Source organism: Paenibacillus sp. T2-29 (assembly GCF_052921365.1).
In genome coordinates, this window is the sequence record NZ_JBREVE010000014.1 from 42,561 (window position 1) to 64,617 (window position 22,057).

21 protein-coding genes and 1 riboswitch are annotated in these 22,057 nt (G+C 45.3%); of the genes, 9 read left to right on the forward strand and 12 right to left on the reverse strand.

What is annotated here, in order from left to right:
- Entirely contained in the window at positions 1–435 is a 435-nt protein-coding gene (locus tag ACU1JV_RS25550) for a pyridoxamine 5'-phosphate oxidase family protein (RefSeq protein ID WP_413987398.1), read from the reverse strand.
- Between the two features lie 270 nt (positions 436–705).
- A riboswitch (TPP riboswitch) is annotated at positions 706–815 on the forward strand.
- A 196-nt stretch (positions 816–1,011) separates the two neighbouring features.
- On the opposite strand from ACU1JV_RS25550, the gene ACU1JV_RS25555 reads away from it, so the two are divergent.
- A complete protein-coding gene (locus ACU1JV_RS25555; RefSeq protein WP_013369082.1) occupies positions 1,012–2,055 on the forward strand; it encodes an ABC transporter substrate-binding protein in 1,044 nt (347 codons plus the stop codon).
- A 35-nt stretch (positions 2,056–2,090) separates the two neighbouring features.
- On the opposite strand, the gene ACU1JV_RS25560 is transcribed toward ACU1JV_RS25555, so the two are convergent.
- Positions 2,091–2,228, reverse strand: a complete 138-nt coding sequence (locus tag ACU1JV_RS25560) for a hypothetical protein (RefSeq protein WP_165083776.1) — start codon at positions 2,226–2,228, stop codon at positions 2,091–2,093.
- 342 nt (positions 2,229–2,570) lie between these two features.
- Between ACU1JV_RS25560 and ACU1JV_RS25565 the strand changes: the two genes are divergently transcribed.
- The 4 genes from ACU1JV_RS25565 to ACU1JV_RS25580 are packed head-to-tail and all read left to right on the forward strand — an operon-like array spanning position 2,571 to position 5,474.
- Positions 2,571–2,864 (forward strand): MTH1187 family thiamine-binding protein, encoded by a 294-nt coding sequence (locus ACU1JV_RS25565; protein WP_013369080.1) that lies wholly within the window; start codon positions 2,571–2,573, stop codon positions 2,862–2,864.
- Positions 2,861–3,637: an ABC transporter permease gene (locus ACU1JV_RS25570; RefSeq protein ID WP_025678674.1), complete on the forward strand. Its 777-nt coding sequence runs from the start codon at positions 2,861–2,863 to the stop codon at positions 3,635–3,637. The genes ACU1JV_RS25565 and ACU1JV_RS25570 overlap by 4 nt, the downstream gene beginning before the upstream one ends.
- 45 nt (positions 3,638–3,682) lie before the next feature.
- Positions 3,683–4,636, forward strand: a complete 954-nt coding sequence (locus ACU1JV_RS25575) for an ABC transporter ATP-binding protein (RefSeq protein ID WP_413987534.1) — start codon at positions 3,683–3,685, stop codon at positions 4,634–4,636.
- Entirely contained in the window at positions 4,629–5,474 is an 846-nt protein-coding gene (locus ACU1JV_RS25580) for a TatD family hydrolase (RefSeq protein ID WP_413987396.1), read from the forward strand. The genes ACU1JV_RS25575 and ACU1JV_RS25580 overlap by 8 nt, the downstream gene beginning before the upstream one ends.
- 179 nt (positions 5,475–5,653) lie before the next feature.
- Here ACU1JV_RS25580 and nfsA read toward each other — a convergent pair whose 3' ends face one another.
- The 7 genes from nfsA to ACU1JV_RS25615 form a co-directional block, all read right to left on the reverse strand.
- Positions 5,654–6,397 (reverse strand): oxygen-insensitive NADPH nitroreductase, encoded by a 744-nt coding sequence (gene nfsA, locus ACU1JV_RS25585; RefSeq protein ID WP_413987395.1) that lies wholly within the window; start codon positions 6,395–6,397, stop codon positions 5,654–5,656.
- 288 nt (positions 6,398–6,685) lie between these two features.
- Complete coding sequence (locus ACU1JV_RS25590) at positions 6,686–9,142, reverse strand: heavy metal translocating P-type ATPase (protein ID WP_264218109.1); 2,457 nt, start codon at positions 9,140–9,142, stop codon at positions 6,686–6,688.
- Positions 9,143–9,259: 117 nt separating this feature from the next.
- Entirely contained in the window at positions 9,260–9,460 is a 201-nt protein-coding gene (locus ACU1JV_RS25595; RefSeq protein ID WP_013369074.1) for a copper ion binding protein, read from the reverse strand.
- A 55-nt stretch (positions 9,461–9,515) separates the two neighbouring features.
- Positions 9,516–9,866, reverse strand: a complete 351-nt coding sequence (locus ACU1JV_RS25600) for a metal-sensitive transcriptional regulator (protein WP_013369073.1) — start codon at positions 9,864–9,866, stop codon at positions 9,516–9,518.
- A 119-nt stretch (positions 9,867–9,985) separates the two neighbouring features.
- Positions 9,986–10,729, reverse strand: a complete 744-nt coding sequence (locus tag ACU1JV_RS25605; protein ID WP_413987394.1) for a DUF3600 domain-containing protein — start codon at positions 10,727–10,729, stop codon at positions 9,986–9,988.
- Positions 10,719–11,303 carry a sigma-70 family RNA polymerase sigma factor gene (locus tag ACU1JV_RS25610; protein ID WP_013369071.1) on the reverse strand — a complete coding sequence of 195 codons (585 nt, stop codon included), beginning with the start codon at positions 11,301–11,303 and terminating at the stop codon, positions 10,719–10,721. The genes ACU1JV_RS25605 and ACU1JV_RS25610 overlap by 11 nt, the downstream gene beginning before the upstream one ends.
- 356 nt (positions 11,304–11,659) lie before the next feature.
- Complete coding sequence (locus ACU1JV_RS25615; protein WP_013369070.1) at positions 11,660–12,889, reverse strand: multidrug effflux MFS transporter; 1,230 nt, start codon at positions 12,887–12,889, stop codon at positions 11,660–11,662.
- A 202-nt stretch (positions 12,890–13,091) separates the two neighbouring features.
- Here ACU1JV_RS25615 and ACU1JV_RS25620 point away from each other — a divergent pair, with 202 nt between their 5' ends.
- From ACU1JV_RS25620 to ACU1JV_RS25635, 4 genes are all read left to right on the forward strand, one after another.
- On the forward strand, positions 13,092–13,685 hold the full coding sequence (locus ACU1JV_RS25620; protein ID WP_013369069.1) for a DUF5317 domain-containing protein: 594 nt from the start codon (positions 13,092–13,094) through the stop codon (positions 13,683–13,685).
- 283 nt (positions 13,686–13,968) lie between these two features.
- Positions 13,969–15,819 (forward strand): bifunctional diguanylate cyclase/phosphohydrolase, encoded by a 1,851-nt coding sequence (locus ACU1JV_RS25625; RefSeq protein ID WP_058831371.1) that lies wholly within the window; start codon positions 13,969–13,971, stop codon positions 15,817–15,819.
- A 254-nt stretch (positions 15,820–16,073) separates the two neighbouring features.
- The gene (locus ACU1JV_RS25630) at positions 16,074–17,792 is read left to right on the forward strand and encodes a copper resistance CopC/CopD family protein (RefSeq protein WP_413987393.1); all 1,719 of its coding nucleotides are present in this window, start codon (positions 16,074–16,076) and stop codon (positions 17,790–17,792) included.
- 30 nt (positions 17,793–17,822) lie between these two features.
- A complete protein-coding gene (locus ACU1JV_RS25635) occupies positions 17,823–18,572 on the forward strand; it encodes a YcnI family copper-binding membrane protein (RefSeq protein ID WP_413987392.1) in 750 nt (249 codons plus the stop codon).
- 153 nt (positions 18,573–18,725) lie between these two features.
- Here ACU1JV_RS25635 and ACU1JV_RS25640 read toward each other — a convergent pair whose 3' ends face one another.
- The 3 genes from ACU1JV_RS25640 to ACU1JV_RS25650 all read right to left on the reverse strand — a co-directional run bounded on the left by ACU1JV_RS25640 (position 18,726) and on the right by ACU1JV_RS25650 (position 21,753).
- Positions 18,726–19,046, reverse strand: a complete 321-nt coding sequence (locus ACU1JV_RS25640) for a hypothetical protein (protein ID WP_413987391.1) — start codon at positions 19,044–19,046, stop codon at positions 18,726–18,728.
- A gap of 136 nt (positions 19,047–19,182) precedes the next feature.
- Positions 19,183–20,628, reverse strand: a complete 1,446-nt coding sequence (locus ACU1JV_RS25645; RefSeq protein WP_413987390.1) for a hypothetical protein — start codon at positions 20,626–20,628, stop codon at positions 19,183–19,185.
- Between the two features lie 141 nt (positions 20,629–20,769).
- Positions 20,770–21,753 carry a hypothetical protein gene (locus ACU1JV_RS25650; RefSeq protein WP_413987389.1) on the reverse strand — a complete coding sequence of 328 codons (984 nt, stop codon included), beginning with the start codon at positions 21,751–21,753 and terminating at the stop codon, positions 20,770–20,772.
- Between the last annotated feature and the right edge of the window lie 304 nt (positions 21,754–22,057).

Consider the following 22,057-nt stretch of genomic DNA (forward strand, 5'->3'; position numbering starts at 1 on the left):
CTATTTCGTCCACACCTGGCGCTCCGTTTGTTGACCAACGTACTCAATACGAGTCGGATTGACGTCTAAAATGACATAATCGGGATCATCAGGTCCGGAAAACCACTTTTTCAGAGAATCATTCCACACTTGTTTGCGTAACCCCTCATCAGCTGTAACCTGGGCGGTAGCCTCCACTTCCAAGACTTCCTTCGTACCACCCACTTCATAACCCAGCAGCAGATAAGCATTCGGATTGTCCTTTAGCTCTTCCACTTTATGTGTTTTGCGATCCGTCGCCAGATGAATGTTCATTCCATCGTTAAAAAGGGCCATATAGCGCACTTTCGGTTTTCCGCCCTCTACCGTACCTAACGAGCAAAATTTGTTGTTATCCAAAGCCTTCACAATGGCTTGTTCTAGCTGACTGCGATCCAATGTATCCGTTTTACCCACAGTACAACAACTCCTTTTTACGAATTAGAATTCTATAGAGTCTATGCCACTTGGCACCAGCTCTCCTAAACATACAGTGTAGCTGTTCTGAAAATAACATGACCAGAACAAATCTGAATGATTCATGTTCATTTTCAGATCAAAGCTCACAGTAAAAGTGTACCCTGTCGTTCGGCAAATGAACCGTGAGCGCTTCCTTAAGGCTGGACAGACCCGCCTTCAAGGCATATAATCGTCGTAGTAAACCCGAATAAACGAACCCATTAAACCATACAATGCCAGGGGTGCTGGAATCGGCCGGCTGAGAGTGTGTCCCAAGACACTGACCCTTACAACCTGATCTGGGTAATGCCAGCGTAGGAATGCTTAAGCAAGATGTGCCTTTTATTAAAACAGGACATCCCTTACTTTGGTATATACAAGCGCAAGCGTCCCGGAATCCCGGGACGCTTTTTTTGTTGAAGATGAAGTTGTTGGAAAGATTGCATTCCGGCAGATGTTATTTTTGTGAAAATGGGGAACATAAGCTGTCTGATTGGACGGACAACGGGTAATTAAAAAGGAGAGAACACAACGATGAAGCGCATGAAAATGTTAAGCCTGGGTCTAATCAGTCTTTGGCTCATGGCTCTGACTCTGACCGCTTGCGGCGGCAATCCCCCTACATCTCAAAAGGAGGCTCCTGCTGCCGACACTTCAACGTCTACCTCGGCAAAGGGGCTCAAAGATGTTAAAGTCGTGCTCGACTGGACACCCAATACGAATCACACAGGACTCTATGTCGCCAAGGACAAAGGATTTTACGAAAAAGCAGGCTTGAATGTCCAAATTGTTCAACCAGGCTCAGGCGGAGCCGACCAAATGGTTGCTTCGAATGCTGCACCTTTTGGTATCAGCTATCAAGAAGGCGTCACTCAGGCTCGCATCCAAGGCGTGCCGCTCGTATCCATCGCTGCGGTGATTCAGCATAACACCTCTGGCTTCGCAGCCCCGGTAGACCGCGGAATTAAAAGCCCGAAAGATTTCGAGGGTAAAAGCTACGGCGGCTGGGGTTCTCCTGTAGAAGAAGCGGTCATGAAATCCATCATGGATTCAGACCAAGGTGATGTGAGCAAAGTGAAGATCGTCAATATGGGTAATGCAGACTATTTTACAGCCGTGAAGCGGGATATTGACTTTGCCTGGATTTTCTACGCATGGACCGGGATTGAGGCCAAGCTTCGAGGTGAGCCATTGGATATGCTATATGTAAAAGATTATTCCAAAAACCTCGATTACTATACACCTGTAATTGTGAGCAATGAACAGACGATAAAAAATGATCCTGAGCTGGTTAAGGCGTTCATGGACGCTACCGCGCAAGGCTATGAATACACTATCGCCCATCCAGAAGAAGCGGCAGATATCTTAAGTAAAGCTGTGCCGGAGCTGGACAAAAAACTGGTACTCGCTAGTCAAAAATGGCTAAGTCCGCGTTATCAGGACGATGCCCCGCAATGGGGCGTACAAAAAGCGGAGATATGGAAAAACTACTCGGACTGGATGTATGAACGCAAGCTGCTCAGCAAACCTTTGGAAGTCGATAAAGCCTTTACAAACGACTTCTTGCCCAAGCGTTGATCTTGTAAATAGAGCTTGAAGTAGCCTTTGTGCCACTACGCGGACGGATGATGCTTTCCATCGCCACCGCCCCCGGATTTCCGGATTAAAGCATCAGCAGGGTAAAAATCCGGGGACAAAAGCGACCGCTTCGCTTGTACAGCACCATTCCGTCCGCTTCGCTCTCGCTCCACTTGGTTTATTCTTTAGTCTCATAGTATCTAAGCGCAAAAGCAGGTGCGCTTGTGTGTAAAAATGCCACACAACCCTGCTTTAAAAATAAGGTGCTTATAAGGCGGTTGGCAGCGTAGCGATTCATTTGAATCTGGAGAAGCGAGGTGTTCGCCTGAAAGCTTTCTTTAGGAAAGCTAGCTTCGGAAGCATATGCTCAGGGGGATTCTTACCTTTTAAATTTAATTCAAAGAATCCCGCGGCAACAGCGATCGTAAGATCAAATGAACCGTGAAGCGATCTCCCCGCCTTAATCCAATTTATTTTCCTAATAACTTAAACAAAAAAGGACAGGTGAAATTCGCATGGCTAACACATTGCTCAGTATTCAAGTCATCCCTAAAACTCCTAATAACGAAGACTCTTATCCATATGTAGACAAGGCGATTGAGGTCATCCAGCGTTCCGGCGTCAAGCATCAAGTGAATCCATTGGATACCACAATGGAGGGCGAATTGGACGAATTGCTGAAAGTCGTCAAAGACATGCATGAGGCTTTGACGGAAGCTGGAAGTCCCAGCGTCATTTCACAGATCAAAATCGCACATAACCCACAGGGCATCAGCATGAACAAGCTGACCGAGAAGTATCGCCCATGAATCCGAAAGGCAAGAACGCATCCTGGTGGAAAAGCGTATGGCCGCCCCTTGTGGCGGTCCTCTTCTTTTTAGCGGCTTGGCAGGGAGCGGTTAACTATTTACATATTGAATCCTGGCTCCTGCCAGCTCCATCCCTAATCGTACAAGAGGGCATGGCGCAATCGGCGTTGCTTGGCACCCATACATGGGCTACGGTTCGCCTGACGCTTGCGGGATTTGCTATAGGGACAGCAACTGGACTGCTGATCGCCATCGTTCTTCATACGATTCCTTTTCTCAAATCTGCTCTATACCCGCTCTTGATCCTTAGCCAAAACATTCCGATTATCGCCCTCGGTCCGTTGCTCATGGTATGGTTCGGTTTTGGCGTGCTGCCCAAGCTTATGGTCATTACATTAGTATGCTTTTTTCCCGTGGCTGTAGCGGCCATGGACGGGCTGACACGGACAGACCGTATGATGATGAATTACATGCGAATGTCAGGTGCAAGCCGCAGGGCTATTTTTCTAAAGCTAGAGCTACCACACTCCCTGCCACAAGTCTTCTCTGGCGTTAAAATCGCTGCTACCTATAGTGTGATGGGCGCGATCATTGCCGAATGGATTGGGGCCAGTGAAGGAATTGGATATTATATGTTGCTGCAAAAGTCTGCCTATCGTACGGATCTCATTTTTGCCGCTATCGGTATTATTGTTGCACTCAGCTTACTAATGTTTGTCGTTATTTTACTACTAGAGAAATGGTTGGTTCGCTGGAAACCCGATCAAGAATAGCTTCCACATATTGCATTAAAGCATCAATGAAAGGACGTGGCACATATGAGTCTGCATCCGACTGACTTGACATCACCATCCGTCGCTGATGAACAGCAACAAGCCGGAGAACTGCAGGTAATGACGCCTGCCCCTCCTGCTTTGGAATTGGACGGGATCAGCCTCACCTTCCGGGAAAAGCGAAGCTCACTGCCTGTACTGCAGGATGTATCCCTTACCGTTAAGCCGGGCGAATTTGTTTCCCTCATCGGTCCGTCAGGCAGTGGCAAAAGCACACTGTTTCACATTATCGGAGGGCTGCTCAAGCCGCAGCAGGGACGTATCCGTATGCATGGACGGGACATGACTGGTGAACGCGGGCATATCAGCTATATGCCGCAGCAGCCCGCCCTTTTCCCGTGGCGCACCACGCTGGACAACATACTGCTCGGGCAGGAAAATGCACCACGAAAGGATGCAGCAGCGGGCTCCCGATACAGCAGCGAACGTGAACGTCGAAAAGAAGCCTTGCAATGGCTCGAACAGGTTGGACTGGGCAAGTTCGCGAAGGCGTATCCGCATACGTTATCTGGTGGCATGCAGCAGCGCGCGGCCTTTCTTCGCGCCCTGCTCAGCCCACAGGAATTAATGTTGCTGGATGAGCCGTTCAGCGCTCTCGATGCGCTGACACGTGCAGACATGCAGCAATGGTTATTGCGGATGTGGGAGAAGAACCGCCGCTCTGTGCTGTTCATTACCCACAGCATTGAAGAAGCGCTGCTGCTCTCCGACCGCATTTATGTGCTGTCGGCGCGACCTGCTTCAGTGATGCATGTCGTAGATGTTCCTTTTCCCCGCCCGCGTAGGGAAGAAATCACCCTGGATCCACGCTTTATGGAATGGAAACGGACCATGACTGGCTGGATGCGCGAGGAAAAGCACAAACTGGACGGCGATATGGACACCGCTGAAAGTACTCGTAAAAACACCCTGAACGATGGGACAAATTCTTATGAATGATTGGAACGTGCACTCTCCATTGAGATCGAACGCGGCAGCAACTGTTCCCTTAATCGACGCGCACATTCATGTAGACAGCTACCCGCCTGAACAACAGGAGCTATTGCTCGCTTCGCTTGCCGACAACCATGTAGAAGCCATCATAGCTGTGTCCATGCATCTCGCCTCCAGTCAAGCCAACTTGGGCCTGGCTGAGCGTTGGCCCAGGCTAGTACGTCCCGCCTTCGGCTTTCATCCAGAACAGGCTCTGCCATCACATACCGAGCTTGACCTGTTATTTGACTGGATGGACGAACATGTACAGCAGATGGTCGCGGTGGGTGAAGTCGGCTTGCCCTATTACAATCGGCTGGAAGCTTCACGCAGTGGAGAGCCCTTTGAGCTCGCTCCTTACATAGCACTGCTGGAGCGTTTTATCCAGTTTGCAAGCAAACATAGCAAACCCATTGTGTTGCACGCTGTTTATGAAGATGCAGACATTGCCTGCGACCTTTTGGAACGTCATGACGTCACACAGGCGCATTTTCACTGGTTTAAGGGCTCTGCCGCCACGACCAAACGTATGGCCCGGAACGGCTATTATGTCTCCTTCACACCGGATCTCCTGTACGAAGAAGAAATCCGCAGTTTGGCAAGACAGTATCCGTCTGATCAGGTCATGGCAGAGACAGACGGCCCATGGCCGTTCGAGGGTCCTTTTACCGGACAGCAGACGCATCCACGGATGACTACCGAGGTCATTCGCGCATATAGCAAGCTGACCCATCAAGATGAAGCTGCTGTCCGTCAATTATTTTATGATAATACAAGACGCTTCTACTCACTGTCTGATTCGTAAAGGCATATCTGCTATTTACTAAAAAAGATTACAACCACAACTTATAGTCAAAGCAAAGAACCTCCTTATGTACGCGAAACTTCAACATGCGTAATTAAGGAGGTTCTTATAGCTTTAAATAACACATATTTCTCAAATGCCACTTGTAAATTGCAGCATTCTTTATCGTTGCTCCATTTTTATTGCTTCAAGAAACCCTTCTGTTCCAAAAATGGCTTCAACTGCAAGCGCGCTGGTTCGGTCAGTCTCGTGGCCATTTGCTCAGACCAAGGTGTAGAGCGTTGACCGCCCGTACGTTCCTTCAAATATTCGGCTGATGTGTGGTCGTATACCTCTACAGCTTTCATCGTTTGGTTTTTGTCATAACCGTTCATATGCAACACACCGGACAGTGGAAGACGTGGACGCAAGCCCGTTTCCTGATCCGGTACACCAATGCACATACCGAACACTGGATATACCAGCTCTGGCAAGCCTAATAACTCGGATACCTCTGCTATTTTAGTACGAATGCCCCCGATGTAAACGATGCCCAAGCCGAGTGATTCAGCCGCCACCGCTGCATTTTGTGCAGCTAACGCAGCATCAATGGTTGCAACCGTATAATTTTCGACGGACCCTTCATAGGAAGGCTGGCCTGGCTGATGATGAATCGTCACCTGCTTCAAACGATACAGGTCTGCGCACCATACCAGAAATGTCGGGCACTGCTCGACGTAAGCCTGCCCTCCTGCCAACTCGGCCAGTTTTGTTTTTAAAGAAGGCTCGGTAACGGCAATAATGGTATATGCCTGCACATTGCTGGACGAGGATGCCATTTGGCCAGCTGCCACAATAGCTGCGAGCTGCTCGTCGGTAATGGGGTCTGACTTGAATTTTCGCACAGACCGATGGTTCATCAACAAGGAAATCGTATCATTCATGACTGCTTCACTCCTAATCCATAATATAAGCTCTTTATCTGCTTCAAGCTGTGAGTACACGAAAAGGTTCTTGCATGCTTGCATGGCACTCTTACAAATATTATGAAACTTTCGCGAATGATAAGCAACCTGACGCGATGAAGAATGACTGCATGAATTAAATAAATAAAAAAACACAAAAAAAAGCAAGTACGCACAAAGCCAAAATTGTGCGTACTTGCTCTAATTACAAAAATGATATCGCTGCAAATATCCAACAGCATGCATCTGCCGAATACATCAATACGTTTACAGCTTCACCCGCTGGAGACGCAGCGCATTCAGTACAACCGAAACAGAGCTGAATGCCATGGCCGCTCCCGCCAACCATGGAGCCAGAAAGCCCAAAGCAGCAATCGGAATGCCGATCACGTTATAACCGAGCGCCCAAAACAGATTTTGCCGTATGTTTGTCATGGTCCGGCGACTCATTTCGATCGCGTCCGGAATGCTATTCAGGTTACCACGCATGAGAGTAATATCGGCAGCCTCCATGGCCACATCTGTACCTGTGCCCATTGCCATCCCTATATGGGCTGTAGCCAGCGCTGGCGCATCGTTAATACCGTCCCCGACCATGGCTACGATCTTGCCCTGGTCCTGAAGTCGCTTCACTTCCTCGGCCTTTCCTTCAGGCAGCACTTCCGCCAGCACCCGTTCAATTCCCGCCTCGGCGGCAACGGCCTTTGCCGTCCTTTCATTGTCACCTGTAATCATAATGACTTCAATGTTCATCGCCCGCAGACGGGCAATAGCTTCCCGCGATGTTTCTTTAATTGTATCCGCCACGGCCACTAATCCGGCATAGGAACCATCCACAGCGACAAGCATTGCCGTTTTCCCTGCGCCTTCCAGTTCATTCATTTGCTGCTCGGTTGAGTCATCCATCGTGATGCCTTCCCTGCTCATTAATCGGCGTGTGCCCACCAATACCTGCTTGCCCTCCACAGAGGCCTTCACACCATAGCCTGGAATATTTTCAAAATCCGTCGGGCCCACTAGCTCAATACCTCGATCAGCAATTCCTTTTACAATGGCTTCCGCCAGCGGATGCTCTGAGCTTTTTTCTGCCGCACCGAGCAAACGCAGCAAATCCGTTTCAGCCAGGCTGCTCGCTCCAACTATAACATCTGTCAGCTCTGGCTTGCCGTTCGTAACCGTACCTGTCTTATCCAAAATCACTGCGTTGACGGAACGGGTCATTTCCAAATGCTCGCCGCCCTTGAACAAAATACCGTATTCAGCAGCACGTCCCGATCCTGCCATAATGGACGTTGGGGTGGCCAATCCAAGCGCACAAGGACAAGCAATGACGAGAACTGCAATCATTTTCTCCAGTGATCCTGCAAAATCAGACGGTGTCACAAGGAAAAACCAGACGAGAAACGTCATCACGGCAACAGCAACTACGATGGGGACAAAGATACCCGAGATTTGATCCGCAATCCGCTGAATCGGGGCCTTAGAGTTTTGCGCATCTTCCACGACCTTAATAATACGGGCCAACGCCGTATCACCACCCACACGCTCAGCCTGAATACGAAGTACTCCGTTTTTATTGAGCGTGGCTCCTGTGACTGGGGAACCCTCTCCTTTTTCAACCGGAAGACTCTCTCCACTTAACATGGATTCATCCACTGCCGAACGTCCATCCACGACCACACCATCGACGGGAATTTTCTCCCCTGGGCGCACAATAAAGATGTCCTTCACACGCACTTGTTCAATTGGCAAATCTAGCTCTTGTCCATCACGTACCACACGTGCCGTTGTCGCCTGTAGGTTCATCAGGCTCTTGATCGCCTCAGACGAGCGCCCTTTGGCTACCGCCTCGAACCATTTACCGACTAGTATAAGCGTAATGAGTACCGCACTTGTCTCGTAATACAGCTCTGGCATGGTCATGACAGGCATTCCCGCCATTCCCTCCATGGCGTCAGACGGACGCAGAGTAAGGTACAAGCTGTAAAAATAAGCCGCAGACGTACCTAGCGCAACTAATACATCCATATTCGAACTTCCATTACGAAGCGCTTTATATGCTCCCACATAAAACTGCCATCCTATGATGAACTGAATTGGTGTCGTCAGTACAAGTTGAAACCATGGATTCAAGAACAGTTCCGGCACATAAATCCATGAGGTAAAGGAAAAATGAGCCACCATCGCCCACAATAACGGTAGCGACAGCACTGCCGATATCATCCACTTCCATTTTTTACGTTGGATATCCTTACTGCGGACATCCGCAATATTGTCCTCAGCGCTCTGCGGGATCGCTCCATAGCCCAGCTGTTCAATCTTGCTTACCAAATCACTAACCGTAGTACTCCCAGCAGCATATTCCACATGGGCTGTTTCCATCGCCAAATTTACCGTGGCACCTGTTACGCCTGGTATTCGGTTTAATCCTTTTTCAATTCGAGCTGCACAAGCCGCGCAAGTCATGCCCGTCACATTCAAATTGGCTTCTTCACTCACAGTTCCAAAACCAAGAGAAGCAATTTTATCGCGGAATTCTGGGATTTCCACCTGCTTGGGATCATAGGATATGGACGCCTGCTCCAAAGCCAAATTCACATTAGCCTGTGCCACGCCGTCTATTCGATTTAAACCTTTTTCAATACGGCTTGCGCAGGCTGCGCAGGACATCCCCGTAATATGAAGCGTTGTATGCTTATCACCGTCGGTCGCACGGTTTTCCATGGTAGTCCTCCTTCTACATACCCCAGTGGGGTATGTTATGTTCAAAAAGAAAAAGCTCCTAATATGGAAGCTTCTCCTTCGAACAAATCTGTTCACGCATCATACAGCATCTTAATCTTAAACAACATCATAGCCTTGGTCTTCAATGGCTGTTTTCAGAGCTTCAACGCTCAGCTTGGATTCATCATATTCTACATTTACTTGTTTCGTCTCGAGGCTGACCTTACCGGTAGCGCCTACTTTCTCCAAGGCTCCTTCTACTGCTTTCACGCAATGATTGCAACTCATGCCTTCTACGTTCAATGTAACTTGTGCCATTTTCGTTTCCTCCTCAAGGGTACGTCCATACCCATAATGTGTATACCTGCTACTTTTAACGGATTAGCTTCTTAACCGTCACCAGCAGCTCATCAATCACTTCTTGCTCTCCTGCCTGCATGCGCTCAATGACACAGCTTTTCATATGCCCTTCCAGCAGCAGCTTGCCGACACCATTAAGGGCCGACTGAACAGCCGCAATCTGATTCAGCACATCGTCACAGTAGGTATCCTTCTCAATCAATCCCTTAATCCCGCGAACCTGACCTTCAATACGGTTTAACCGGGATACAAGACTGTTCTTGAATTCTGCCGAATGATGACTTTTTCTAACTGTCTTCTCTCCATCTGTTCCACAATGAGCCCCGTGGACTTCAGTGTGGGAAACAGGTTGCTCCTCAGCCATACATCAGCCTCCTGTGTGGTGTATATGCACTCATGCATTTAATATATACCCATCATAATATACCCCCATGGGGTATGTCAACCTTCCAGAAAAGTGTCACCTTTTCGCCTTAATTTTCGTCACCGTTTCTTCTCAAGCGAATTAAACTGATCGAAATAAGGCTGAAGCAACCTCAAATGCTCCTCGTAATCTTCTCTTTCTCTTTCAGGCAAACGATCTGGATACAATACTCCATTTTCGCCCGTTATACGGGGAACATACCTGTAAAACTCCGTGAACAGAACACGGAACTTAACAAATTCATCCTTACTTAAAGCTTTTTTCGCATAGTCTAACTCGTCCTGTAAATCTATACTCTTATGGGTTTGGAATTCCTCCTGATTCAATTTATCAAAGTACGGTTCCAACTCGGCGGTTATTCGATTATACTCACGCTGTTCATCGACGCTTAAACGCTCCTTATGGAGCATCCCGTTTTTGTCCGTTATTTTAAGATTATAGGCTCCTAGTTCCTTTAGTAATTCCATAAAAACACTAAACTCTTCCTTCGACAAACGTCCCTGTGCTTGTTGAAGCTTCGATTCTACTCTTGTATATTCCTCTGCCGTCCCTCCCATTTCAATTAGCTTTTCCTGCGAGCCATACAGCGTATCAGTCAAGTAAGAGTATGCAGCAAAGGCACCTGTCGGGATCAATAATGCCGCTACAAGAATCGTTGTCACGATATACTTTTTCATAGGTTTAGATCCTTTCCCTTTAATTCGCTCAATTTGTATCATGATATTTTCCTTTAACTCAATGGGAGGAGATAAGTGGTTATCCTCATGCTGCATCACCTTACGTAGTTCTTGCTCAAGCTTCATGGATTTTCTCCACCTTTCCGATCAGAAAATGTCCCTGCCGCTCTTTCGAACGGAGCTTTTGCAAAGCCGCGTGAATTCGTGACTTCACCGTACCTAACGGTATGTCTAAAATGTTTGCGATTTCCTCTTGGGAATACTCATGCAAATAGTGCAATACAATCACCTGTTTTAGCTTGAACGATAGCTGCTGAACTGCTTGAAGCAATACATGATTTGCAACCTTGTCCACTATTTCCTCAGAAAAATCAAACGCTGCATGATGCTCCAGACTCTCAGCCTTACTTGTGATTCGCATCCTCATCCATCTTTTTCTCCGATACGCCCGAATTTGACGCATAACAATCCCCATCAGCCAAGGTTGAAAAGATCTATTTGTATCAAATGTCTCCAGTGATTTATACACCTGTATATAAATTTCCTGAACCACATCATCAACGTCTGCCTTTTCCTCCAACAGAAAATGCACTGATTTATAGACCGTATGAATCGTGTAATCATAGAGCTCCTTATAAGCTTCGCGGCTGCCAGCCAGTGTCTCTGCAACAAGCATTGTCATCTGATCATCCTGTGCCAATCTGACCACCTCCTTGCACTGTTCGATCCTAATCTCCTCCTCTCTTTCGGCTCATACTCTATATTGGAAGGAACGGGGAATATCGTTCGATTTTTTTGTCTCAATAACAGGGAGACAGGGTATGGTCGGTTTTGTATTAGGTAAATTATTCTTTTGTTTAATTCCGACCATACTGATCCTGCTGTTTATTTGATTTGCATTCTAATTCACAAACCTTCTCGTATGTACTTAAAACAGACACCCCTCCCCACGAGGGAAGCCGAAGATATCTCGATTGTAAAACGATAAAAAAACACCCATGGTCTGAAGTGGTTCATGCATCAGTCCATGGGAGTTTTCAGTTCAAATTGCCTATTTTAAGCCTTCGCGCGTGCTTCCTTGGCAAGTACAATAAAGCTTAACAGCGCACCAAGCTCTGCTATAGCAATCACAACCGCCATCGGTACGGGGGTTGTTCCACTACCCAAGCCCACCAACGGTGAAGCGATGGAGCCAAGCAATAGAGGCAGCAAGCCAAGCATGGCGGACGCACTGCCTGCGGAACGCTGCTGACTCTGCATGGCCAGTGAAGTCGTCGTTGTACTCACAATACCTACGCAGGATACGACAAAAAACATCGGAATTAATACGGCTAACAGTTGGCCTCCGGTAAAAGCTACGGTAAGCAAGCTGATCCCGGCTACAGCCGCAATCACCAGACCTGACAAGAGCAACTGTCGCTCGCTAAATCGACCCACGAGTCTACCCGTCAACTGGGAAAACAGTACAATTCCTAAACCATTCACTGCAAAAATGATGCTATAAGTCTGGGGGGAAACCCCGAAAATATCCTGAAGCACGAAAGGCGAGCCAGCAATGTACGCAAACATCGCCCCTGTAATCAGCGCCTGTGAGAGGGCATAACCCATAAAGCGTCTATCTGCAAACAGATGACCGAGTGTTCCTAGCGTCTGCTTCAAGCCACCGGATGAACGGCGGTTCGTTGGCAACGTTTCTGGAAGACCCAATACGACGGCTATCAGCATGGCCACACCAACTACACACAGCACCATGAATACACCGCGCCAGGAAACAAAATTCAAAATGACACCGCCCAGCACAGGTGCAGCAATGGGAGCCACACCATTCACTAGCATGAGCAGTGAGAAAAAGCGTGTCAGTTCTTTGCCCGAGTACAGATCACGAGCCACAGCTCTGGAAATCACGATCCCCGCCGATCCCGTAAGCCCTTGAATAAAGCGAAGCGCAATGAGCACACCGATATTCGGCGCAAACACACATAACAGCGATGCTGCAGCGTACAGAATTAGCGAGATCACCAGCGGTCCTCTGCGACCCCTCACATCGCTAAGCGGACCAGCAACGATCTGACCAACGGCCAGTCCCAACAGACAGGCTGTCAAACTAAGCTGTGCCAGCGAAGTAGTCGTATGCAAATTGTCGGCTAATGTGGGCAGTGACGGCAAATACATATCTATGGACAAGGGTCCGAAGGCACTTAATGCACCCAGAACAAAGGCAATCCATAATATTCGTGATTTGGTCATATCTGCGGCAACCATTACCGTATTGGATAACCGGTTCATGATAATAATCATCCTTTTCACTAAAATATAAATAATGACTTCAATTTATTATGATATCATTCATTTCGTCTGGCTTCGAATAATTACACGCTAATCCGCATTTTTTTTTCAAAACTGCTATAAATCAGGCAGGAATTTACCAATTTCAGGTCGAATTACACGGTAACCAAAACAAAAAAATTGTAGAATCTGGAGAATGATAATGGTCTATGATGGAGTGCTGCTGGGTCTCATTGTAGGTCTGTTTAGAGGAGGCTGGCGGCAAGGGCTGATCCGTTTCAGTCACATTCGCCTTATAGCCGGCTGGATGTTCCCCCTGCTGCTGCTGGTGCAATTCATTATTTTTTATGCTCAGGAAAAATGGGCTTGGCTGGCAGCTATGAACGGGTATCTATTTATGGGAGTCTACGTAGTCGGATTGATATTTCTCTGGTTGAACAGACATCATAAGGGATTCAAGCTTATTTTAATCGGCGTATTATTGAATTTTATCGTGATGGCGGTAAATGGCGGCAGAATGCCGGTCTCGTTGAGCGCTTCAGAGGTGCTGGGCCCCTATTATACAGATATGCTTAAATCCGGAAGTGTCATCTCGAAACATTACATGATGGATGCGAGCACGCGTTTATCATTGCTTGGTGACATCATCCCCCTTTCCAAGCCCTATCCCCGCACGCAGGTGATTAGTATTGGAGATGTCGTCATGAACTTCGGGATGTTCCTGTTTATCCAAAATGTGATGGTCGTAAAAAGAAATAAGGATAATCAGCAAGAAACCAATCCCCGCCACGCCTAGTTCAGACCTTATTCCAAGGAAGGGAGGGAACATTATGAAAAACTTGAAATACTCCCGTGTGATTATCAATGCTATTATCGTTGCTTCTGTCGTAATCGCTTTGACTTCCGGTTACAAAATCGGGGGCTAGTCACCGATAAGATAAAAAGGGAAGCACAGGCTCAACAAAACAGGCTGGATTCCGGCCTGTTTTTTCATGTGAAATTTTCGATTACAAAATTGTAAATTATCCCATTCACCCCTGGTAGCTTTGACATCAAGATACGACAAGGCAGGAGAAAAAATGATGAGTATATTAAAAAAGCTGCAAGAACGGGTTACCACGACGGGAATATACGTATTTTTCATGTGTATGGTAGGCCTGATCGTCCTCTTGTATACGAACCATTGGTCCTTTTTGCACTATTCAACGACAGAGTGGGTCACGATCTATTCCTTATTGGGAGCAGTTCTGATTTTGGAGCATTTTACATTCCAGTTGCCACCAGCCAGTAACAAGCAGTCCATGGATTCCTCCGTGTACCTCGCTTGTATTTTTGTGCATGGCACTGAAATTGCCATTTTGATTTTGCTGTTCAATGTGATTATTGCTGCGTTTCGGCATACAGAACTGTCCTGGTGGAAACATGCAGTCAATTTTTCCATTTACGCACTTTCTATTTTCGTATCGTCAACCGTATTCGAACTAAGCGGCGGAACGCAGGGAGCCCTAAACGAGGACCATTTTACTTCCTACCTGCTGGCATTGATCTGCTACTTTACGGTGAACACAATCACCCTCGGCATCTACTTCTATATCGCATATAAAGGGTCGTTCAATGAGCTCAAACAGGCTTTTTTGGCTGAATCCCTGCTTGTATACTTATGTACACTCATCCTGTCTTTGGTGTTGACCACGCTGATTTATTACAACGGAATTTTAGGACTTTTGCTGTTCCTGGGCCTAAGCATGCTCTTATCCCACGCGTTCAAGCAAATGTTCACGATGTATCGTGAGATTGAAGAAAAAGCCAACACGGATCGCAGAACAGGGTTGTACAATCACAGCTACTTTGAAAATACGCTTGAAGCTGAACTGAATATATCCAGATCGCAGAATATTCCCCTAAGTCTGGCGCTGATTGATATTGATGATTTCAAAAAATACAATGATCATTTCGGTCATCTCAAGGGTGATCAACTACTGGGGTTTCTCGGTGAGTTTCTGAAAAAGGAAACGTTCGGTACTCACATTACCGTATCCCGCTATGGTGGAGAAGAATTCACTCTGCTTATGCCCGATCATACCGCTGAACAAGCTTATGAAAAAGTCAATGCTATCCGAAAAAGACTGAATGATTCCCGTTACGAGGGAGTCGAAATTTTCCCACACGGGTGCCTGTCCTTTTCCGCAGGCATTGCACAAAGCCGCATTGACATCTACGACAAATCACAGCTGGTCGATCTGGCGGATAAAGCACTGTACTACGCCAAGAAACAGGGCAAAAATATCGTTCATACACACGGCAGTCTAAATGAAGTGGAACGCGAGGTCGATCTGGGACAAGATATCCGTGATCTTGAGCAGCAGCTCAATCTGTTCTTGTACAAGGATATTAACACCTTCAAGCATTCCAAACGGGTATTCAGATATGCAGCGGACATGAGCGATGTGCTTCAGCTCGGTCCAAAGGATAAACGGCGTTTTTTACTGGGAGCCCTCATTCACGATATCGGAAAACTGGAAATTCCCTGGAATATTCTTAATAAAAAAGAGAAGCTGTCCAGCGAGGAATGGCGGATGGTACAAGCTCATGTCATGTGGGGCAAACGTATTGTCGAAGCCAACGAAAGATTCATAGATTTAGTTCCTTTTGTGGAGCTGCATCATGAACGTTATGACGGGGGAGGCTATCCGTTTGGCTTCAAGGGCGAGCAAATCCCAAGGCTGTGTCGGATGCTGACAATCATCGACTCTTTTGATGCGATGACAACCGAGCGTCCCTATCAACCGACCAAAACATTCGAGGAGGCCATCGAAGAATTGCGTACTTGTTCGGGAAGCCAATTCGATCCCGAACTAACGGCTATTTTTATCCAATATATTCAACATAAGCAACCTGCTTTCACGCAGTCTATAGAAGCAGGCCTCTAATGTCTCATACACTATTCCTCTTTATCCCTACCGCGAATGAAATCCAGGCGATTTCATTCGCAGTAGGGATTTTTCATAGGATTCGCGTTCTGCATGATGCTTATTATTTCAAATTTCATATAAATGTCATAATTCGTTCCATCTATTCACGCTATATGCACTATGATTAAGATAGGAATTGGTTTGTCCGTATAAAATGCTACAAATGAGGATATCCTCGCTTCAAGTAATCGAGAGAAGGTGACTTCACAGGCATGTTGTACCTGTCCAGACCAGCCCGTGCGGCTTGTCTTTTATTGCTGTGTCTCCCTCTTCTGCTCCTGTTTCCTCACTCATCGTGGGCTCATGCATTTGTCGTTGAATCCAGTCCGACCGAAAATCAGGTTTTGGACAAGTCTCCTTCTCAGGTGACTATCACTTTCAACGAAGATTTGCAATCTGCCTTCATGTCCATCAAAGTGACCGATGAAACAGGCAAGCGGGTCGACACAGGAAAAGCACAGCTCAACCCAGAGCACCCATCCACCATGGAAATCCAATTGATTCCGGGGATGAAAAATGGAATTTACACCATCACTTGGAGAGCTTTGTCCGCAGATGGACATCCAGTCAATGGAGTGATTCCATTTCAAGTAGGTAGCGGTTCCAATGCGTATACCGATCAAGCTACCCCTTCTGAAAGCTCTGGGACATCACGAATTGACTTAATCGCTGTCCGTTGGCTCCTTTACATAGGGCTATCGCTGCTTTTTGGAGCGATTTGTTTCAGACTGTTCCTCTTACCGACCATAAACCGAGACAAGAATCGCAGTGAGCAGAAGATGCTTAGTCAGCAGCCCTCTGACACATTCCCCCGTTGGACTAAGCTGCTATGGAGCGGCTATGGCATAACGTCTGCTGCCATTTTAATCAGCCTACCGCTTCAGGCGTCTTGGGATGCCGGAGTTTCCATCAGGGAGGGCTTCTCACTCCCCATTCTGGGAGAAGCGCTTCAATTTACTGGATCAGGGAAAATCTGGTTTATCCAGATGATTCTCGTGCTGCTTCTGAGCGTAACGTTAATTTATGCGATTGATCCCAGCATTTCTGATCGCCAGCGCCGTGCATGGGGCTACAGCTCCGTTCTACTAACGCTGAGCCTCATGCTGTCCAAGGCTTTTGTTGGGCATCCGGCAGCAGCTACCCATCCGGCTCCAGCCATTGTGGCAGATTTCGTCCACCTTGCAGCGTCAGCCTTTTGGATCGGCTCACTTACCGTCATGGTGGTGTGCCTGCCTGTTGCCGGACCGGAGCTGCCTGTATCCGAGCAGACAGCTCTGCGACAAATCGCCCTGCGCCGCTTTGCTGGCTGGGGCATTGCTATGGTGGCGGCGCTACTCGCCACTGGTATTTATGGAGCGGTGCTGTACCTTCCGGCTCCCTCCATGCTGCTGAACACGTCCTATGGACTCGTTCTGCTCGGTAAAGCAGCGCTACTGCTAGTTATGCTGGTCTTTGCAGCCAGCCAGTTCCGCAGCGCTCGACAAGCGGCAGCGAGCAAACGAGCCGCCGGAGGATTGCGTGTCGAGCTGTCCGTCGGCCTGCTCGTGATGCTGTTGGCAGCGGTGCTCACTCACATGTCACCTGGCCAGGCACCTGCTGTACCGTTTGAGGAGACTCACACTACTGGCGAATACAGCGTTACACTGGCAGTCAGCCCGAATGCTGTGGGCAGCAATGAATTTAAGGTATCCGTTCAGGATAGCAAGGGTAATGCCGTTTCAGGTATCCAGCAAGTCACATTGACGCTTACCCCAGCTGATCCTGACCAAGATCAACAGGAATTTGTTCTGCCCGTGAAGCAGCAACAGCCCTTCCGCAGTCAGGAATTGATAACCTCCGAAGGAACATGGGCGGTAAAAGTACATGCCCTGACGGCATCACTCGATGCGGTTGATGCTGAATTTACTCTGCATGTAGGCGGTAAAAAATAATTATTTTATCTAACAAGGAGCGAAATGAAGATGAATATAACGATTCAAACAGCAAAATCCAGGTTTTCCAGGTTCACAACCTCTATAGGTTTAATTGCGGCTGGTGCCTTGCTTTTTGCAGGTATGGCCAGTGCGCATGTGACGGTCAAGCCTTCCGTTTCACAACCTAATGCGTGGGAAACGTACACGTTGAAAGTGCCTGTGGAAAAAAACATTCCAACCACCAAAGTCGCTTTAAAAGTTCCTAAAGAGGTCGTTTTCAAACAATACGAGCCTGTACCGGATTGGAAGGTAGCCACCGAAAAAGACAGCTCTGGCAAAATAACCACCGTCACATGGACGTCTGAAAAAGACGGCATTCAAGCGGGACAGTACCAACGCTTCAGCTTTGTAGCACAAAATGCAGGCCAGAATACCGCGGCAGCCTGGGACGCCTTCCAATATTACAGTGACGGAAGTATTGTGGAATGGACAGGCGATGAAGGAAGTAACAATCCTCATTCCATTACCAAAATTACGGCAGATGCCACACCCGAAACTTCTGCTCCTGCCGCAGACAGCGGACATGATTCGGCAGGCACCGCAGAGGGCCATGCGAGCACAGATACGGCCAAAGATAACAGCAGTGCAGCGCCGACCTCGGACAATGCTGCTGAGGCTACGCCTGCCGCTTCTGCTCCAGCCAGCTCTGCTGCACAAACAACAGCACTTGTCCTCTCGATCATCGCAGTCGTGCTTGGTGCCGCAGCAGTAGGCATTGCACTCAAGCGTCGCAAGTAATCTGAGTTACTAGCCTATTGAAGCTAGGTATGAGCTTACTAATGATATGAGTGAAAAGCAAAGAAGCTGGCACCTGTATAAAATGTGCCAGCTTCTTTATAATACTTTCGTATACAGAACTATAACCAATTAAGTAGTGTTTCTACACTATCGCTATACAATCACTCTAACGAAACTTTTCTCCTTAAATTCGAATGTCATGTTGTAATCTTCCCAAATAAATAAGTCATTTTGTTCTTTGGTCGTAACTATTCGATTAGCTTGTAGGGCATTTTTTAGTTCTTCACGAAAACGAATAGGTCCTAATCGAAGAAACCGTTCGATTCTTGCTGGAAGATTGTCAATCAATTCAAACTGATAAATAAAGTTATCAGGAATAAATTCATTGTATGAAATTTCTTTAATATCAACAACTTCCACATCATTCACAATTACACTTGTAATATGCGTATCAAAAAAGTTAAGTCTAGACACTCCCCACTCCATGTTTACAATATGCTCTGAATTACACAGTTGTAAAATTGACTCTTGCAAGTCCTCATAATGTAAATGGCAATAAGCCAACAAGGCGGAGTTACGAATATTGTATTTAATAAGCTCCGCCCCCTCTTTAAATAGTCTTTAGTTCCTCCGTTATTTTATGCATTTCTAAATGCTGATATTCCGAAATTTTCTCATCAAGTGCTTTTTTAAGAGCCTTGTCTACTGATTCCCTAGTAATATGCTCATACGAGAATAGTTCAAATAAACCTTTATAAAATAAATTACGCGAATTCCTTAATAATTCATAATATTCAAGATAAATACTGTGTAGATAAACCAGAACATCAACATCTAAGAAAATTGCCTTAGTATCATATTGATCATCTAAATGCTTGTAAAAATGCTCAGTCATAGTTTTAAAATTATTTTCATTAAACTTATTACTTATAAAAATATGTCCATTCAATTGTTGTTTGTCACTAAAATACTTTATATAATCATTCGCGTTCAGAGTATTTACATATTCAAGCGCTTTTCGTTGCTCTCCTTTGTTAAGATTATAACCTTGACCATTAGTATTCAGTTTACAATCATAAGAAAATACATACTGTTTCGGTCTGCTATTCCCCCTATCTTTATAAGAGAGAGTAAATATACCTTCTGGGACCGCTTTACCAGAGAGTTCTTTCCCCCACTTTTCAGCATTAGGAAATATATCCTTTAGTATAACGAACACATCATCTTCAAAATTTTTATCTGAATATTTCTTATCATTAATTTTCTCTGTTGTAATAGTTGTAAGTTCAGTGTGGGCATCATTTGCGGCAGCTGATAGATACGTTTTGGAACGTCTGTATATCTTGTCCGAAAAATCTTTAAGCATAGAAGAGAACTTACGTTCCCCTCCTATATACATTTTACCAAAATTGATAGGTTCAACGCAACTATAACTACTATAATCTATTAGTTTTTCTATTTGCCCAACAAGAATTAATAAGGTAGGCTTTAAAAGCCTATTTAGATTCTTTAGAACAGCTTTATGCAATGCCTTTTCAGTAACAAGAACTTGTATTCCTTTTTCATTCTCTTCATCCCATAAATGCAAACATTTAAATTCAGAAGAACCTACCTTAACATGATTCTCTCTAACTATCTTCCAAGGGGCCCCCTCAGTTTTACACTTATTTTTTACAAACAGATAAATAGCTTCAATATTTACAGTCAATACATCATTAGAACGCCTACGTATTCTATCCCCTTCACAATCCATACATAAAATCGGGACCTCTTCATCCTTTTCATAGGTGTACTCGATTTTACAATTGTCACAATAATAAAACCTAGTAGTTTTATCCTGAATAATATTATGGTCACGAAGTTCTCCCAGCATGGATCTGACAAATGAGCTAGGGCTCTCTATTTTAGAGATGCTAAGTAAATAATCAATTTTATCTGCTTTTCCTTCTTCAAAGTGTTCATTTGAGATTTCTGCGAATAGAGGGATACCAAACTTTTCAAAGAATTTAGAAGTTAGTATTTTTTTGTTATCAACACTTAAATTACTATCATCCATAGTAAAGATTATATTTCCATTCCCCAAAATGGTAGATCTAATACTTCTGTTACCTAAGCTAGATTTAAAATATAGACTTTCCACATCCTTAACGCTTGCTAAGTTAATTGTTCCGTTTGAATAAGCCTCTTCTACAGAAGATCAAATATCTAAACAGTCTAATTCTAGTGTGATTTGTGGAGAGTTTCTTAATGGGCTACCGCGAAATTTTATCTTGTATACCATAAAATCAGTTACTGGTTTACCTGATGCTGTAATTGTGGAACCATTAACAATACTGTTTATAAAAGTGTCTGTCTCATATGCACTAAATACTTCCGACTCAATCGGTGATAAAGCACCCAAGGTTTTATCAAGGTATGCCTTAATAGAACTTTCTTCCATAACTAACGATTTAATTTCAACTGTGTTCGTTTCTGCATCTATTAAAAAGAGAGCTTGTGATACTTCTCGGTTTCTTGGAGCAGATACAAAATCTGGTTTGGGTGCATCACTAATTTGCCTATATAGTAATATAAGGACTTTCTTAGAGTGCATTGAGTAAGAAAAAACACGGTAGTAATTTTTACTCCCTGTTCCTTTAAAAAGCGTCTCTTTGAGTTCTTTGTTGTAAGATCCTTCGTTTGCAATCTTCCTAGTCTCAGTAACCGATATTTTATTACTAAAAATATATTTCTTACCGGATGACTTACTATCCCAAACAAAACAAGTAAATATCTCTACAAGATGAATAGGTGATAACCTATATAAATGTAAGAGTTTTGCTAATGTTGAACACTCAAAACGTGTCTCCTCAAATGTTAAACCGTTATAATATCTTTCAATTGTTTTTTTCTTTCGATTAGATAAATCGTGTAATAGTAAAAGTAATCTTCTCTCTTCTAAACCAAGTTTCAAGAGGCTTTCTTTAATCCCCTCTTCATTACTATTACTACAATCTAATCCATACATTTGACATAACTCTTTTAAAGCTGAGATTCGTAATGATACTAATATTCCCGACAGCTTCTTATGAACAAGGAGAGACTCCTGTTCCATAATTGCATCATAACGAACTCCTATTTCCCTCCAAAAGGCACCATCTAAAGATTCTTTTTTATAGTGTCTATTTAATACGTACATCATGTGCTCCTTTCAATTCTCTTCCCCGGTAAAAAGGCTATTCAATTTAAAATTAGGTATAATTACACTAATTCAGTTGTTATTCATAGTAAAATAGTACCAAACAACAACTGTCTTATGTTGTAGAAAAATGTCGGACAAAAAAATATAATTTTCATTTTGAGGAAGTAAATCTAGTAAGAAACACATCTCAAAGTTGTACCAATAATGGGCTACCAGCTTAACATTCACCTATCTATCATTTTTTTTGGTAAAATGATAGAAACCTCACGATTCTAACATGATAGCATTGCAATCTATTAAGCAT

Excerpts from the sequence above, each read along its gene's own strand:
- ACU1JV_RS25555 (WP_013369082.1), top strand. The coding sequence starts at position 1,012 with ATGAAGCGCATGAAAATGTTAAGCCTGGGTCTAATCAGTCTTTGGCTC.
- ACU1JV_RS25565 (WP_013369080.1), top strand. The coding sequence starts at position 2,571 with ATGGCTAACACATTGCTCAGTATTCAAGTCATCCCTAAAACTCCTAAT.
- ACU1JV_RS25570 (WP_025678674.1), top strand. The coding sequence starts at position 2,861 with ATGAATCCGAAAGGCAAGAACGCATCCTGGTGGAAAAGCGTATGGCCG.
- ACU1JV_RS25575 (WP_413987534.1), top strand. The coding sequence starts at position 3,683 with ATGAGTCTGCATCCGACTGACTTGACATCACCATCCGTCGCTGATGAA.
- ACU1JV_RS25580 (WP_413987396.1), top strand. The coding sequence starts at position 4,629 with ATGAATGATTGGAACGTGCACTCTCCATTGAGATCGAACGCGGCAGCA.
- nfsA (WP_413987395.1), bottom strand. The coding sequence starts at position 6,397 with ATGAATGATACGATTTCCTTGTTGATGAACCATCGGTCTGTGCGAAAA.
- ACU1JV_RS25590 (WP_264218109.1), bottom strand. The coding sequence starts at position 9,142 with ATGGAAAACCGTGCGACCGACGGTGATAAGCATACAACGCTTCATATT.
- ACU1JV_RS25595 (WP_013369074.1), bottom strand. The coding sequence starts at position 9,460 with ATGGCACAAGTTACATTGAACGTAGAAGGCATGAGTTGCAATCATTGC.
- ACU1JV_RS25600 (WP_013369073.1), bottom strand. The coding sequence starts at position 9,866 with ATGGCTGAGGAGCAACCTGTTTCCCACACTGAAGTCCACGGGGCTCAT.
- ACU1JV_RS25605 (WP_413987394.1), bottom strand. The coding sequence starts at position 10,729 with ATGAAGCTTGAGCAAGAACTACGTAAGGTGATGCAGCATGAGGATAAC.
- ACU1JV_RS25615 (WP_013369070.1), bottom strand. The coding sequence starts at position 12,889 with ATGAACCGGTTATCCAATACGGTAATGGTTGCCGCAGATATGACCAAA.
- ACU1JV_RS25620 (WP_013369069.1), top strand. The coding sequence starts at position 13,092 with ATGGTCTATGATGGAGTGCTGCTGGGTCTCATTGTAGGTCTGTTTAGA.
- ACU1JV_RS25625 (WP_058831371.1), top strand. The coding sequence starts at position 13,969 with ATGATGAGTATATTAAAAAAGCTGCAAGAACGGGTTACCACGACGGGA.
- ACU1JV_RS25630 (WP_413987393.1), top strand. The coding sequence starts at position 16,074 with ATGTTGTACCTGTCCAGACCAGCCCGTGCGGCTTGTCTTTTATTGCTG.
- ACU1JV_RS25635 (WP_413987392.1), top strand. The coding sequence starts at position 17,823 with ATGAATATAACGATTCAAACAGCAAAATCCAGGTTTTCCAGGTTCACA.
- ACU1JV_RS25645 (WP_413987390.1), bottom strand. The coding sequence starts at position 20,628 with ATGGATGATAGTAATTTAAGTGTTGATAACAAAAAAATACTAACTTCT.
- ACU1JV_RS25650 (WP_413987389.1), bottom strand. The coding sequence starts at position 21,753 with ATGATGTACGTATTAAATAGACACTATAAAAAAGAATCTTTAGATGGT.